Source organism: Streptomyces sp. NP-1717 (assembly GCF_022695985.1).
Lineage (GTDB): Bacteria > Actinomycetota > Actinomycetes > Streptomycetales > Streptomycetaceae > Streptomyces.
In genome coordinates this window covers 1-13,064 of sequence record NZ_JAAPBF010000205.1, presented here as the reverse complement: position 1 = coordinate 13,064, position 13,064 = coordinate 1, and the positions used below count along the sequence as shown (strand labels likewise).

The 13,064-nt window shown below is 68.8% G+C and carries 14 protein-coding genes; 9 read left to right on the top strand and 5 right to left on the bottom strand.

Going from position 1 to position 13,064, the window contains the following annotated elements; all coding sequences use genetic code 11:
• On the bottom strand, nucleotides 1–1,202 hold a 1,202-nt coding region (locus tag GXP76_RS28660), incomplete at its 3' end, for an NADP-dependent malic enzyme (protein ID WP_242574520.1).
• Between the two features lie 525 nt (nucleotides 1,203–1,727).
• Between GXP76_RS28660 and GXP76_RS28655 the strand changes: the two genes are divergently transcribed.
• Genes GXP76_RS28655 through GXP76_RS28645 form a run of 3 tightly spaced genes read left to right on the top strand, consistent with a single transcriptional unit; the run spans nucleotide 1,728 to nucleotide 4,422 of the window.
• Complete coding sequence (locus GXP76_RS28655) at nucleotides 1,728–2,690, top strand: ABC transporter substrate-binding protein (RefSeq protein WP_242574519.1); 963 nt, start codon at nucleotides 1,728–1,730, stop codon at nucleotides 2,688–2,690.
• A gap of 26 nt (nucleotides 2,691–2,716) precedes the next feature.
• Entirely contained in the window at nucleotides 2,717–3,664 is a 948-nt protein-coding gene (locus GXP76_RS28650) for an amino acid ABC transporter permease (RefSeq protein ID WP_242574518.1), read from the top strand.
• Nucleotides 3,661–4,422, top strand: a complete 762-nt coding sequence (locus GXP76_RS28645; RefSeq protein WP_277993940.1) for an amino acid ABC transporter ATP-binding protein — start codon at nucleotides 3,661–3,663, stop codon at nucleotides 4,420–4,422. Before GXP76_RS28650 ends, GXP76_RS28645 begins: the two co-directional genes overlap by 4 nt.
• A 59-nt stretch (nucleotides 4,423–4,481) precedes the next feature.
• On the opposite strand, the gene GXP76_RS28640 is transcribed toward GXP76_RS28645, so the two are convergent.
• Complete coding sequence (locus tag GXP76_RS28640; RefSeq protein WP_374362934.1) at nucleotides 4,482–5,282, bottom strand: trans-aconitate 2-methyltransferase; 801 nt, start codon at nucleotides 5,280–5,282, stop codon at nucleotides 4,482–4,484.
• A gap of 80 nt (nucleotides 5,283–5,362) precedes the next feature.
• Here GXP76_RS28640 and GXP76_RS28635 point away from each other — a divergent pair, with 80 nt between their 5' ends.
• The gene (locus GXP76_RS28635; protein WP_242574517.1) at nucleotides 5,363–5,992 is read left to right on the top strand and encodes an ABATE domain-containing protein; all 630 of its coding nucleotides are present in this window, start codon (nucleotides 5,363–5,365) and stop codon (nucleotides 5,990–5,992) included.
• On the opposite strand, the gene sodX is transcribed toward GXP76_RS28635, so the two are convergent.
• Nucleotides 5,896–6,315, bottom strand: a complete 420-nt coding sequence (gene sodX, locus GXP76_RS28630) for a nickel-type superoxide dismutase maturation protease (RefSeq protein WP_242574516.1) — start codon at nucleotides 6,313–6,315, stop codon at nucleotides 5,896–5,898. The two genes, GXP76_RS28635 and sodX, sit on opposite strands and share 97 nt — an antisense overlap.
• 150 nt (nucleotides 6,316–6,465) lie before the next feature.
• On the opposite strand from sodX, the gene sodN reads away from it, so the two are divergent.
• The gene (gene sodN / locus GXP76_RS28625) at nucleotides 6,466–6,861 is read left to right on the top strand and encodes a superoxide dismutase, Ni (RefSeq protein WP_078075133.1); all 396 of its coding nucleotides are present in this window, start codon (nucleotides 6,466–6,468) and stop codon (nucleotides 6,859–6,861) included.
• 7 nt (nucleotides 6,862–6,868) lie between these two features.
• Here sodN and GXP76_RS28620 read toward each other — a convergent pair whose 3' ends face one another.
• Together GXP76_RS28620 and GXP76_RS28615 are read right to left on the bottom strand one after the other, a co-directional pair.
• On the bottom strand, nucleotides 6,869–8,023 hold the full coding sequence (locus GXP76_RS28620; RefSeq protein WP_242574515.1) for a site-specific integrase: 1,155 nt from the start codon (nucleotides 8,021–8,023) through the stop codon (nucleotides 6,869–6,871).
• 21 nt (nucleotides 8,024–8,044) lie between these two features.
• On the bottom strand, nucleotides 8,045–8,548 hold the full coding sequence (locus tag GXP76_RS28615) for a helix-turn-helix domain-containing protein (protein ID WP_242574514.1): 504 nt from the start codon (nucleotides 8,546–8,548) through the stop codon (nucleotides 8,045–8,047).
• Between the two features lie 120 nt (nucleotides 8,549–8,668).
• Here GXP76_RS28615 and GXP76_RS28610 point away from each other — a divergent pair, with 120 nt between their 5' ends.
• The 4 genes from GXP76_RS28610 to GXP76_RS28595 form a co-directional block, all read left to right on the top strand.
• Entirely contained in the window at nucleotides 8,669–8,863 is a 195-nt protein-coding gene (locus GXP76_RS28610; RefSeq protein ID WP_242574513.1) for an AlpA family transcriptional regulator, read from the top strand.
• Nucleotides 8,864–9,407: 544 nt separating this feature from the next.
• Nucleotides 9,408–10,676: a DUF3631 domain-containing protein gene (locus GXP76_RS28605; RefSeq protein ID WP_242574512.1), complete on the top strand. Its 1,269-nt coding sequence runs from the start codon at nucleotides 9,408–9,410 to the stop codon at nucleotides 10,674–10,676.
• Nucleotides 10,677–10,864: 188 nt separating this feature from the next.
• Nucleotides 10,865–11,533 carry a plasmid mobilization relaxosome protein MobC gene (gene mobC, locus GXP76_RS28600; RefSeq protein WP_242574511.1) on the top strand — a complete coding sequence of 223 codons (669 nt, stop codon included), beginning with the start codon at nucleotides 10,865–10,867 and terminating at the stop codon, nucleotides 11,531–11,533.
• The coding region (locus GXP76_RS28595; protein ID WP_242574510.1) for a relaxase/mobilization nuclease domain-containing protein at nucleotides 11,530–13,064 on the top strand (1,535 nt) is incomplete at its 3' end. The genes mobC and GXP76_RS28595, both read left to right, overlap by 4 nt.

The following is a 13,064-nucleotide window of genomic DNA, read 5'->3' as shown; positions in this document are numbered from 1 at the left end:
GCAACCCCCTCCGCCCGCGCCGCCGCCGCCACGGCGGACGTCACCGCCGGGGCCACCCGCTCGTCGAACGGCGACGGGATCACGTAGTCCGCCGACAGCTCGTCACCGACCACGTCGGCCAGCGCGAGCGCCGCCGCGATCTTCATGCCCTCCGTGATGCGCGACGCCCGCACCTGGAGCGCGCCCGCGAAGATCCCCGGGAACGCCAGCACGTTGTTGATCTGGTTCGGGTAGTCGCTGCGCCCCGTCGCCACCACCGCCGCGTACTGGTGCGCGATGTCCGGGTGGACCTCCGGGTTCGGGTTGGCCATGGCGAAGACGAACGACTCCGGCGCCATCGACGCGATCGCCGGCTCCGGGACCGTACCGCCCGAGACGCCGATGAAGACGTCCGCGCCCGACAGCGCGGCCTCCAGCGAGCCGGAGAACCCCGCGCGGTTCGTCAGCTCGGCCAGCTCGCGCTTGACGTCGGTGAGGTCCTCGCGGTCGGGGCTGACGATGCCCTTGCGGTCGGCGACCGCCACGTCGCCGATCCCCGCCTCCAGCAGGAACTTGGCGATGGCGACGCCCGCCGCGCCCGCACCGGAGATGACGGCGCGCAGGTCCCCGAGCGTGCGCCCGGTGAGCTTCGCCGCGTTGCGCAGGGCGGCGAGCGTGACGACGGCCGTGCCGTGCTGGTCGTCGTGGAAGACGGGGATGTCGAGCCGCTCCTGGAGCCTGCGCTCGATCTCGAAGCAGCGGGGCGCCGAGATGTCCTCCAGGTTGACCCCGCCGAAGGACGGCGCGAGCCGCACGACGGTGTCGATGATCTCGTCGGTGTCGGTGGTGGCCAGCGCCAGCGGCACCGCGTCGACGCCGCCGAACTGCTTGAACAGGATCGCCTTGCCCTCCATCACGGGGAGCGACGCCTCGGGTCCGATGTCCCCGAGACCCAGGACCGCGGTCCCGTCCGTCACGACGGCGACGACCTGCGACTTCCAGGTGTAGTCGTGGACCAGTTCCGGGTTCTCGGCGATCGCCGTGCACACCTTGGCGACCCCGGGCGTGTAGGCGAGTGACAGGTCGTCCTTGTCCCGGACGGGCACCGTGGACCGGATGGCCATCTTCCCGCCGCGGTGGAGCGCGAACGCCGGATCGAAGGGCTCGTCGGTCGCGCCTTCGCTGTCGCTCTCGCTGCGAGGATTCACGATCTCCGCTGCCATGTTTTTGACCCCTTAAGTCTCTTCATCAGTTGAGGGTGTCCACTCCTGGGTTACGGAGGGGTGGGCGGGCACCGCGTACGTGACCTGTTATCGGCGGTTGGGACGCCGAACAGGAGGATGTGCGTACGCGCGGGCGCGCCGCACACGCGCCCTGAGCCCCGGATGAGGGGTGTAGCTGTCCTTCATACCGGACGGGCCGGATGTCCGCGTCTCCTTCTACAAGCGGTGACATGACTCATAGCGGAGTTTCGGGACACTTGCGCCGCACGACACGAAACCGTCCGGAGAGACCGGACGGGGCGGAGATCGTCCGGCCGGAAGAAGGCATTCCCGCAGATGGTCCGGTCATGATGTGCCGGTCCGCCGGGACACGGGGGTCACCCGTTATCCGATTTTGACATGACGGGCCCCCTGATCGGACCAGTCCGAATGGCAAGATGCCCTAATCAATCACACACGGTCGCGACACTCGATGGCGCGTGCCCACCGCGTGGTAAGTCCCTCGTCCGCCGGAGGATCCTCATCATGACCGCCAGCTTCACCAGTCGTACCACCGCCGGGAAGTCCCGGATCGCCGCGGTCGGCGCGATCGCGGTCGCCGGGTCACTCCTGCTGACCGCCTGCGGCGACCAGACCGACAGCGGGAAGAAGGACTCCCCCGCGACCACGAAGAGCGCCCCGCTGGCCGATCAGCTCCCGAAGGCGATCGCGGACAAGGGCGTCATCCGGGTCGGCTCGGACATCGCGTACCCGCCGGTCGAGTTCAAGGACGACGCCGGCAAGACGATCGGAATCGACCCCGACATCGCCGACGCGCTCGGCAAGCAGCTCGGTGTGAAGTTCGAGTTCCAGAACGGCACGTTCGACACGCTGCTCACGGGTCTGCGCTCCAACCGCTACGACATAGCCATGTCGGCCATGACCGACACCAAGGCCCGCCAGGACGGCGTGGACTCCGAGACCGGCAAGAAGGTCGGCGAGGGTGTCGACTTCGTCGACTACTTCACCGCCGGTGTCTCGATCTACACCAAGAAGGGCGACGACAAGGGCATCACGACCTGGGCCGACCTGTGCGGCAAGAAGATGGTCGTCCAGCGCGGCACCGTCTCGCACGACCTGGCCAAGGCCGAGTCGAAGAAGTGCACGGACGACGGCAAGAAGGCCATCGGGATCCAGGCGTTCGACAACGACCAGCTCGCCCAGACCCGGCTGCGCGCCGGTGGCGCCGACGCCGGTTCGTCGGACTTCCCGGTCGCGGCGTACGCGGTGAAGACCTCGGGCGGCGGCAACGACTTCCAGCTCGTCGGTGAGCAGATCGAGGCCGCCCCGTACGGCATCGCGGTCGCCAAGGGCAACGACGAGCTGAGCAAGGCGCTCCAGGCCGCGCTCGACGCGATCATCAAGAACGGCGAGTACGACAAGATCATCGCGAAGTGGGGCGTCGACGCCGGCGCGGTCAAGGAAGCCACGATCAACGCCGGCACCTGATCCGCCCGGCTCCGAAAGGCAGCACCGTGTCTGTTGACATATCCAAGTCGGACGGCCCGTCCGACGCGCCACCGGCGGGATCCGCCGGGCCGGAGGCCATCAAGGCCATCCCGGTCCGGCACTACGGGCGGTACGTGAGCGCGGTCGTCGCTCTCGCGCTGCTCGCGACGATCATCTACGCCTTCTCCCAGGGAAAGATCAACTGGGGCGCCGTACCGGACTACTTCTTCGACGACCGCATCCTCAAGGGTGTCGGCCAGACGATGATCCTGACGGTCCTGTCGATGGCCATCGGCGTGGTCGGCGGCATCGTCCTCGCGGTGATGCGGCTGTCGAAGAACCCGGTGATGTCGTCCATCGCGTGGTCGTACATCTGGTTCTTCCGCGGTACGCCGGTCCTCGTCCAGCTCATGGTCTGGTTCAACCTGGGTCTGGTCTTCGAGTACATCAACCTCGGGCCGGTCTACAAGGACTACTGGGCCAGCTTCATGACGCCGTTCCTGACGGCGCTGCTGGGTCTGGGCCTCAACGAGGCCGCGTACATGGCGGAGATCTGCCGCGCCGGTCTCCTCTCGGTCGACGAGGGGCAGACGGAGGCGTCGCACGCGCTGGGCATGAGCCACGCCAAGACGCTGCGCCGCATCGTGATCCCGCAGGCGATGCGGGTGATCGTGCCGCCGACCGGCAACGAAGTCATCAACATGCTGAAGACGACGTCGCTGGTGGCGACCGTGCAGTTCTACGAGTTGCTGAGATACGCGCAGGACATCGGGCAGACGTCGGGCGCCCCGGTCGAGATGCTGTTCCTCGCCGCCGCCTGGTACCTGCTCATGACCTCGGTCCTGAGCATCGGTCAGTACTACCTGGAGCGGCATTACGCGCGTGGTTCGCTGCGCACCCTGCCGCAGACCCCGCTGCAGAAGATCAGGGCCAATCTGCTGTCGCTGGGCCGCCCGAACGGAGGCACCGCATGACCGCGATGGTGAAGGCCGAGGCCGTACACAAGTCGTTCGGCGCCGCGCACGTCCTCAAGGGCATCGACCTGGAGGTCGCGCCGCGCGAGGTCTTCTGTCTGATCGGGCCCTCCGGGTCCGGCAAGTCGACCTTCCTGCGGTGCATCAACCATCTGGAGCAGGTCAACGCCGGGCGGCTGTACGTCGACGGTGAGCTGGTCGGCTACCGCCAGAAGGGCGACAAGCTGTACGAGCTGCGCGACTCCGAAGTGGCCCTGAAGCGCCGGGACATCGGCATGGTCTTCCAGCGCTTCAACCTCTTCCCGCACATGACGGCCATCGAGAACATCATGGAGGCACCGATGCAGGTGCGCCGTGAGCCGAAGGCGGTCGCCAGGGAGCGGGCCAGGAAGCTGCTGGACCGGGTGGGGCTCGCGGACAGGGCCGACGGCTATCCGTCCCAGCTCTCCGGCGGTCAGCAGCAGCGGGTGGCGATCGCCCGCGCGCTGGCGATGGAGCCGAAGCTGATGCTCTTCGACGAGCCGACGTCGGCGCTCGACCCGGAGCTGGTGGGCGATGTCCTGGACGTGATGCGCGATCTCGCCGAGGACGGCATGACGATGGTCGTCGTGACGCACGAGATGGGCTTCGCCCGCGAGGTCGGAGACGCGCTGGTGTTCATGGACGACGGGGTGGTCGTGGAGTCGGGCCACCCGCGCGAGGTGCTGACGAACCCTCAGCACGAGCGGACGAAGTCGTTCCTGTCGAAGGTTCTGTAGACGCCGGGAGGAGGGGTGTCACGGGCCGTCGGGCCCGTGACACCCCTCCTGTGTGCCGGCTACTTCAGGGCGAGCATCAGCGAGTCCGACGGCGAGGACCAGACCGGGCGCGCCTCGCCGAAGCCCGCGTCGGTCAGGGTCTTCGCGTGCCACTGGACGGAGGGCGTGTCGCCGTCCGCGTGCTCGCCGTAGATCGCGAACCGCTCGGCGGTCGGGCCCGCGAGCACCGGGTCCTTGGCGGCGAGGTCCCACCAGTCGGCCCAGTCGACGGCGCCCTCGGCCTTGGCGCGGTCCATCTCACGGTGCCGGTGGGCGCGTTCGGCGGCGTTGATACGGGGCGTGCTGTCGTCCGTCATGTGGTCGGCGTTCATGAAGACGCCGCCGGGCCTGACGAGACCGGCGATCTGCCCGTACAGCACGGTCAGCGGTCCGCTGTGCAGCCAGTGCAGCGCGGTGGCGGTGAGGACGGCGTCGTACGACTCGTACGGCAGCTTCGCCGTCCAGCCGGGGTCCTTGAGGTCGGCCCGCACCAGGGTCAGGCGCGTGTCGCCGGCGAAGTAGCCGCCGGCGATGGCGAGCAGCGCGGGGTCGAGATCGACGCCGGTGCTGGTGGCCGCCGGGAAACGGTGGAAGAGCCGGTCGGTGATGCTGCCCGTGCCGCACGCGAGGTCGAGCACCCTCGGTTCGGGTCCCACCAGGGCCTCGACCATGTCGAGCATCACCCGGAAGCGCTCCTCGCGGTCGGGCATGTACCACTCCTGCTGGCGGTCCCAGCTGTCCTGCCAGGCCCGCCAGCGGACCCGCTCCGGCGTGGGCGCCCCGCTCACGGCAGTCCCCGCGTCCGTCCCCGTGTCCACCATCGAAACCCTCCGCTCCGTAATACCCTGTAGGCGAGTACAGCTATTACGTCGACACTAGACCGCTGCCGTAAGGACTACAAGTGGAACTGGCCTCTTACTCGGACTACGCCGTACGCCTGGTCAACACCGAGGAACCGGCCCGCGGCACGGACACCCTGACCTCGGTCGAAGCCGTCCGCGCCCTCTTCGGCGAGTCCACCCAGGCATCGCGCCGGGCCACCGAGGCGGACGTCACCCGCTTCCGTTCCGTACGGGGACGGCTGCGCGCGATCTTCACGGCGGCCGACGAGGACGAGGCGACGCACGCCGTCGACCTGCTCAACTCGCTGCTGCTGGAGTTCCCCGTCAGCCCGCAGATCTCGGGCCACGACTTCCTCGACGACGAGGGGCGCCCGCGCTGGCACATGCATCTGGCGGAGCACTCGTCGAACGCGACGTCCGGGTTCGCCGCGATCGCCGCGATGGGCCTGGCGTTCCATCTGACGGAGTACGGGGTGGACCGGCTCGGCCTCTGCCAGGCCGCGCCCTGTCGCAACGCCTACCTCGACACCTCGACCAACCGCTCGCGCCGCTACTGCTCCGACCGCTGCGCGACCCGCGCCAACGTCGCCGCCTACCGGGCCCGCAAACGCCTGGAGACGGAGCGGTCGGACAGCACGGGCCGCAGCGCGGAGAAGGCCCACGCGAGCGCGCCGGCCACGGACCGCTGATCCTCGGCGCGCGGCCGGTAGCGGGCCCGCACCCGGCCGAGCAGCAGTTCGCCGGGGACGGCCCCGAACACCCGGCTGTCCCCTTCGGCGCCCGGATTGTCCCCGAGCACCCACCATCCGCCGTCGCGTCGCTCGACCAGCCGCTTCACGATGAGCAGATCCTGCTGGAGCGGATGTTTCAGTACGGCGACGTCCCCGGCCCTCACGGGTGCGTGGTAGTGCACCAGCAGTTGATCGCCCTGTTTCAGGGTGGGATACATGGACGGTCCAGACACCTCCGCGATCCCCAACAGCGCTCTCGGCTCGCGCCCGTGCTCCGTCATCCGGCACCTCCCGGTCCCACGGTACGTTCCGCCGCCGGTCCCGATCCGACCCCGGACTTTTGTCCTAAGCCCTAGGGGGCACTCGCGAAATCCGGCTTCTCACGGAGTAATGTCCCACCTGAGAAGACGATCACGAGGAAGGACAGCTCCATGCTTTCCCGCCTGTTTGCACCCAAGGTGAAGGTCAGCGCGCACTGCGACCTCCCCTGCGGCGTGTACGACCCCGCCCAGGCCCGCATCGAAGCCGAGTCGGTCAAGGCCGTCCAGGAAAAGATGGCGGGCAACGACGACGCGCACTTCCAGGCCCGTGCCACGGTCATCAAGGAACAGCGCGCCGAACTCGCCAAGCACCACGTCTCGGTGCTGTGGAGCGACTACTTCAAGCCCCCGCACTTCGAGAAGTACCCGGAGCTGCACCAGCTGGTCAACGACGCCCTGAAGGCGCTGTCGGCCGCGAAGGGCTCGACGGACCCGGCGACGGGCCAGAAGGCCCTGGACTACATCGCCCAGATCGACAAGATCTTCTGGGAGACCAAGAAGGCTTGATCTATGGCTAGGCCGTCTGACCTGCGGTTTCGCGGGTCATATCGCCTACCGGTCCGCACCCGGTCCGCAGGCCGCCGAGAACGGCGTCCATGACGGCCCGGGTGCGGTCTTCTTCGCCCGGCCAAAGGTGCGCGTAGATCCGCAAGGTGATGACGGCGGACGCGTGGCCCAGGACGAGCTGAACCTGCTTGACGCTCGCGCCGCCGCCGATGAGCGCGGAGGCGTAGAAGTGCCGCAGGTCATGGGTCACGAGGTGCGGGAGCGTGACGGGCTTGCGGCCTTCGCGGTCGGCCGCCTGGTTCTCCGCCGCCTGGAGCGCCCTACGGGCGCAGTTCCATTCGGTCTTCCAACGGCGGTAGTTGAGGGGCTCGCCCTCCTCCATCGTGAACAGCCATTCCTTCGACGGCCGCGCGGCGAGATGCCCGAGCAGCGCGTCGGTGACGACCTCGCCGACCGGAACCGCACGCCTGGACTTGCCGGTCTTCGGCGGGCCGATCAGGCCGGACTGCAGCCGCTGACGTTCGACGCGGATCGTGCCGCGCTTGAAGTCGACATCCGAGACCTTCAGGCCGAGCAACTCGCCTACGCGCAAGCCTGATCCGGCCAGGACGACGATCGCGGCGCGAAGATACGGCGGCATGACGTCGGCCATTTCCTGAACCTGTGCGACGGTGGGCGGTGCGACCTCGTCGTCCGAGAGGGGCGGGAGAGTGATCCGCTTGCAGGGGCTCGCGGCGATGACCTTGTCATCGACCGCTGCCGTCACGACGCGGACGAGGACGTCGTAGACGTTGCGCACGCTGCCGGGCCCCAGCTGCTCGGAAAGCTGCTTGAAGAGGGCCTGAATGTGGGTCCGCCGCAGGGACACCATCGTGTACGCGCCCAGCGCGGGTATTAGGTGAAGCCGCAGGGCGTTGTCGGTGATACGGGTGCCCGCCTCGCCGGCGATCTGCTGCCCCTGCCACTGCGTCGCGTATTTCTCGAAGGAGATCTTTCCAGCACGCGGGTCGACGTACAGACCCGTGACCAGGCTGGTCGTGACCTCGTCTAGCCAGCGCTGGGCGTCGGCTTTGCGGTCGAAGTGGCGGGCGTGTTCTTTACTGGCCAGGTCGCGGTAGCGTGCCCGCCATTTGCCGTTTGCTCGCTTCTGAATGTTGGCCAAGTGGCGCCTCCTTCTTCGGGATTACTGGTAATAGCCGCCACCTTCGATGTATTCGGTGAGGGTGCGGGCGTCGCGTTCCTCGCCCATGAGGCGAAGGCACTGCTCGTGGATGGCCCCCGAACTGTCGGGCTGGGCCTCGATGTACTGGGCGATGGCGACAACGGCGCCGTGCAGCCGGTCCTGGGCGTCACGGGTCTCGAAGTACGCCTCGACAGCCTCTTGGACGAGCCGCCTGACGCCGGCGTCCAGCCCCTCCAGGGGTGGGGACATCAGCTCTTCGAGCGGCAGTTCGAAGACCCGCGAGAGCGCGAGCGCCTCGTCGAGGTTGATGCGACGGCGCGGCTCGCCATTCTCGATGCGCCAGATCGCGGTCTGGTTCATCTTCACACCGGCCTTGGTCACCCGTTCCGCGAGTTCGATGGTGCTCCATCCCCTCACCTCACGTTCCAGCGCCACGCGCGCCGCCGCGTTCCCCTCGCTGTAGAGCAGCGGCACATCGCCACCGGCCCGTCCGTCACCTGCCATCGCAGCTCCACCCTCACACTCGCTATCCCGATTGAAACATGGACTTGCCGGTTTGCCTAACCGGCGATCCAGGGGTCCCATTGATGCATCCGGAAAAGCCTCCTAGCCATCAGGGAAAACATGCGATTTCTGACCACAGATGAGGTCGCCGAGCGATACCGCACGGCCGCCAGCTCGGTTCGTTACTGGCGCCAGATCGGGAAGGGGCCGCGCGCTATCAAGATCGGCAAGCGTGTGCTGTACCCCGAGGCGGATCTGCTGCGCTACGAACGGTCGCTGGCCGAGGGCCAGGACGATTTGGGGCTCATCTCGTAGGCGCGGCCGGCGCTCCAGAGAGCCACTCACAGAAACCGAGGACTCCCGAACTCGTTGCCCTCGCCCGAACGAACAGACCAATGCGGAGCCTGGCCGTGCCCAATCCGGCCCCCGCGTAGAGAGGAAGTCCATGGAGGACTCCACGTCCCCCACTGCTTCGAACGCGTCCCCCAAGGCCGCCTGGCCACAGGTCACGGTCCCCAGCCAGGGACCCACGTCTCACAGCTCGAAGCAGCCCGTGAACCAGGCTGATCTGCCGACAGAAAATGGCGGGGACCAGGCAGTCAATGACGTACCGACCAATGATCTACCTGCGGGCCAGACATCCGTTGGCACGCGGAACGACCAGCTCAGCGGCCTGAAGGCCGGTCCCAGCGCTGCGGATCACGGCGGTCAGGGTCCACCGGAAGTCACACACCGGACTTACGGTCAGTCGGTCCCCAAGACCGCCACCACGGTCCCGGGGACCGGTCCCCAGCGGGTGGGGACCGCACTTGGGGACCGAGCGGGGACCGGTCCCCACAGCTCTCTGGGGACCGGTCCCATGCGGGGGCACACGGTCCCCGACGACGACTCGGGGACCGGGGACCGGGAGGGGACCGGTCCCCAGGGGACCGGAGTCGCGATCCTGGACGAATTGCGTGCGACGGTCGGCCGGTACGTCGTGCTGCCGAGCGAGGAGGCACTGACCGCGGTCACCTTGTGGGTGGCGGCTTCCCACATCCAGCCCTCGCTGCAGCACGCGCCGCGGTTGGCGGTGGTGGGCCCGACCAAGGGATGCGGCAAATCCCGCGTCCTGGACGTACTCCACGAGACCGTCCACCAGCCGATGATGACGGTCAACACCTCGCCAGCCGTGGTCTTCCGCGTCATCGGCAAGAACCCGCCGACACTGTTGGTGGACGAGGCGGACACGATCTTCGGCCCCAAGGCCGGTGAGAAGGAAGATCTGCGCGGCCTGCTGAACGCCGGGCACCAGCGCAACCGGCCCGCCTGGCGGGTCTCCGGGCCGGAGCACAAGCCGACCGCGTTCCCCACCTTCGCCATGGCAGCACTGGCCGGGATCGGTGACCTGCCCGACACGATCATGGACCGCGCGGTCGTGCTCCGGATGCAGAAGCGCAAGCCCGGCGAGCGGATCACCCCCTTCCGCTCGCGGTACTCCGTCCCCGAACTGAACGCACATCGCGACCGGCTGACCGCATGGCTGACCCCGCTGCGCGGCACGGCCGCCGCTCTGGTGCCGACGATGCCGGTCGAAGACCGGGCGGCGGACACCTGGGAGCCGCTGGTGATCGTCGCCGACCTGGCCGGCGGCCACTGGCCCGCCAGCGCCCGAGCCGCCTGCCTGGCCATGACACGGCACCAGGCCGTCCACGACGGGCAGACCACCCTGAAGACACGGCTGCTCCGCGACATCCGCCGGATCTTCGAACGGGGAGGCAACAAAGAGGCCCTGCGGACACACGACCTGCTCGCCGCCCTCCTGACGGACGCCGAATCTCCCTGGCCGGACTACGGCACCAAGGGTCTCAACGCCTACCACCTGGCAGCACTGCTCAGGGACTTCGACATCGGCCCGGCCAACTACCGCTTCGAGAACGGCCGCCAGGCCAAGGCATACGCCCGCAACCAGCTCCTCGACGCCTGGGCCCGCTACTGCCCCGAGCCCGCCCCGCCAACGCCAACACCCACACCCTGGCGCGATACAGAGATGGCCCGCCCGGTCCAGGGCAGGCCACCAGCCCCTCCGGCCGGGGCACTGCCGGTCGGCCCAGTCGGCGGCACCGCCAGCGCCACGCGCGCCCGCTGACCGCACACCCGCCTGGGGCCGTATCAGTCCGTCGCATCCGTCCCAACGCAGGTCAGAACGGGGACGGACTTCCCCGCCGCAACGGATCAAGCCGTACCTGCACGCCTGCCCGTACCTGCTCCGACCAGCAACGGGACGGATGCGACGGACGTGACGAGCCCTCCCCCACCTACAACCGGAGCACGACCATGCACCAGAACCCCGTCGGCAAGACCCCGGCTCATCAGCCGGTTGAGCAGGAGATCAACTGCGCACCGACCTCAACGCGAGCAAGGTATGCCGTTGGACCGTCCAAGGGCCGGTCCAACGGGGATGTCTCCGCCCCGGGGGTGGCGGAGGGGCTCGGGCACCAGGGGGTGCCCGAGCAGAACGATCCCACTGACATCTCTGCGTCTGCTGTTGTGCCGTTGCCGCGTGCTGCTGATCACGCCGCGCTGCACCGTGTCGCCCGCCGCCGCGAACGCCAAACCGAGCAGCGCAAAGAGCGCGTCGACGTCCGCTACAGCGTCGATGAGAAGACCGACATCCTCGGCATGGCCCAGTCGCTGAACATCGCCGCCGCCCACTACGTCGGCGCCGTCGTCATGGCCCACGTGCACGGTGACCTCGCCCTACCCGGCCAGCGCACCCCGCTCGATGACTACATCGACGAACTCAACGCGCTGCGCGCCCAGGTCACCCACATCGGCCGCAACCTCAACCAGATCACGAAGAAGATCAACTCCGGCGGCCACCCACACCCAGGGGACAGCGCCCTGCTCGCCGAGACCGAGCACACCCTGACCGCCGTAGGCGCGGCTGTGCGGGACATCGCACGGGCGGCGAACCAGGCGGTCAGCAAGAGGGCCGTCCGTTGATCGCGAAGATCAGCAGCGGCAAGAGCACCGCCGGCCTGATCCGCTACCTCTTCGACACGAAGGCGAAGGGCCACACGGATCCGCATCTGGTGGGCTCGTGGGACTGCTTCGCGCCCGACCCCGGCCGCGCGGAGGACTCCGACGCGGTCAGGAAGCTCCTGGTCGCGGATCTCGACCTGCACGTCAAGCAGGCCGAGAGGCTGGGCCGCGCCCGCGCGAAGCATGTGTGGCACTGCTCGGTCCGCGCCGCCGAGAGCGACCGCATCCTCACGGACGAGCAGTGGGCCGATGTCGCCCGCCGGGTCGTTCATGCCACCGGTATCGCCCCCGAGGGTGATCCGGACGGGTGCCGGTGGGTCGCCGTGCGGCACGCCCCCGACCACGTCCACATCGCCGCTACCACCGTGCGGGCGGACCTGCGGGGTGCCCGGCACTGGAACGACTACCTCACCGCAGACCGTGAACTCGCCGCCGTCGAGGAGGAATACGGCCTGCACCGGGTCGTGCGCGGCGACCGCACAGCCGCCAAACGCCCCACCCGCGCCGAGCAGGAGAAGGCCAAGCGCGCCGACCACCAGACAACCGCCCGTGAGCAGCTGCGGACCGCGGCCCGCACGGCGGTGGCCGCCGCGAGGAGTGCGGAGGAGTTTCTCGTCCTGCTGGAGCACACCGAGGGGGTGCTCGTCGACGTCAAACGGTTCCCCTCCGGCGATGTCCGCGGCTACACCCTCGCTCTGAAAGGTGACACCAACAGCGGGGCGGAGCCGATCTGGTACTCCGGGTCAAAGCTCGCACCGGACTTGTCGTGGCCCAGGATCAGCGAACGGCTGACCGCCACAGCTGCCACCGCCCGCCCGTGGCAGGACGCGATCACCGCCGCCGAGGACATCCCCCGAGCTCTCGCCCACGACGGGGCGACGGCCGCGCAGGCTCACATCGCCGCACTCGGCGAAACCCTCGACGCCCTCCCGCTGCTCGCTCCCGCCTCCTACCGGGAGGAACTCCGGCGGGCGGCAGCGACCTTCGAACGGGCCTCCCGCTCCCGCGTCCAGGCCGAGAACCACCACGCCGCCCGGCTGCGGGGAGCGGTCAAAGCCATGCTCCGCACACCACCACCAAGCAGCACTGACGGCACGCTTCTGGCCCTGTTCCTCGACACGATCGTCCTGGCCACCGCCGCCGCCCTGCGATGGCACGACCTGCACCACCACGACCAGCAGGTCACCGCGACACGCAACGCCCTCACCCACCTCCACGTGGCTGCGGACCAAGCGGCCACCACGGCCCTGGCCACCGTCAAACGGGCCGGACCCACCAGCCCCGCGGTCCGGCTCCGGTACGAGCGTGTCGTCCGCGTGGTGTTGCCCGAACACGCCGACCGGATTCTCAACGCCGCCGACTGGGAGGCGCTCGCCGCCACCCTCGCCAGCGCCGACACCCGCGGCCTCGACCCCGTCGAAGTCCTCCGCGCCGTCGCCCAGCGGCCCCTGGACGACGCCCGGTACCCCGCACGCCTCCTCGCCTGGCGCAT

Coding starts and splice junctions, on each gene's coding strand:
- GXP76_RS28655 (WP_242574519.1), top strand. CDS start 1,728: ATGACCGCCAGCTTCACCAGTCGTACCACCGCCGGGAAGTCCCGGATC.
- GXP76_RS28645 (WP_277993940.1), top strand. CDS start 3,661: ATGACCGCGATGGTGAAGGCCGAGGCCGTACACAAGTCGTTCGGCGCC.
- GXP76_RS28640 (WP_374362934.1), bottom strand. CDS start 5,282: ATGGTGGACACGGGGACGGACGCGGGGACTGCCGTGAGCGGGGCGCCC.
- sodX (WP_242574516.1), bottom strand. CDS start 6,315: ATGACGGAGCACGGGCGCGAGCCGAGAGCGCTGTTGGGGATCGCGGAG.
- sodN (WP_078075133.1), top strand. CDS start 6,466: ATGCTTTCCCGCCTGTTTGCACCCAAGGTGAAGGTCAGCGCGCACTGC.
- GXP76_RS28615 (WP_242574514.1), bottom strand. CDS start 8,548: ATGGCAGGTGACGGACGGGCCGGTGGCGATGTGCCGCTGCTCTACAGC.
- GXP76_RS28610 (WP_242574513.1), top strand. CDS start 8,669: ATGCGATTTCTGACCACAGATGAGGTCGCCGAGCGATACCGCACGGCC.
- GXP76_RS28605 (WP_242574512.1), top strand. CDS start 9,408: ATGCGGGGGCACACGGTCCCCGACGACGACTCGGGGACCGGGGACCGG.
- mobC (WP_242574511.1), top strand. CDS start 10,865: ATGCACCAGAACCCCGTCGGCAAGACCCCGGCTCATCAGCCGGTTGAG.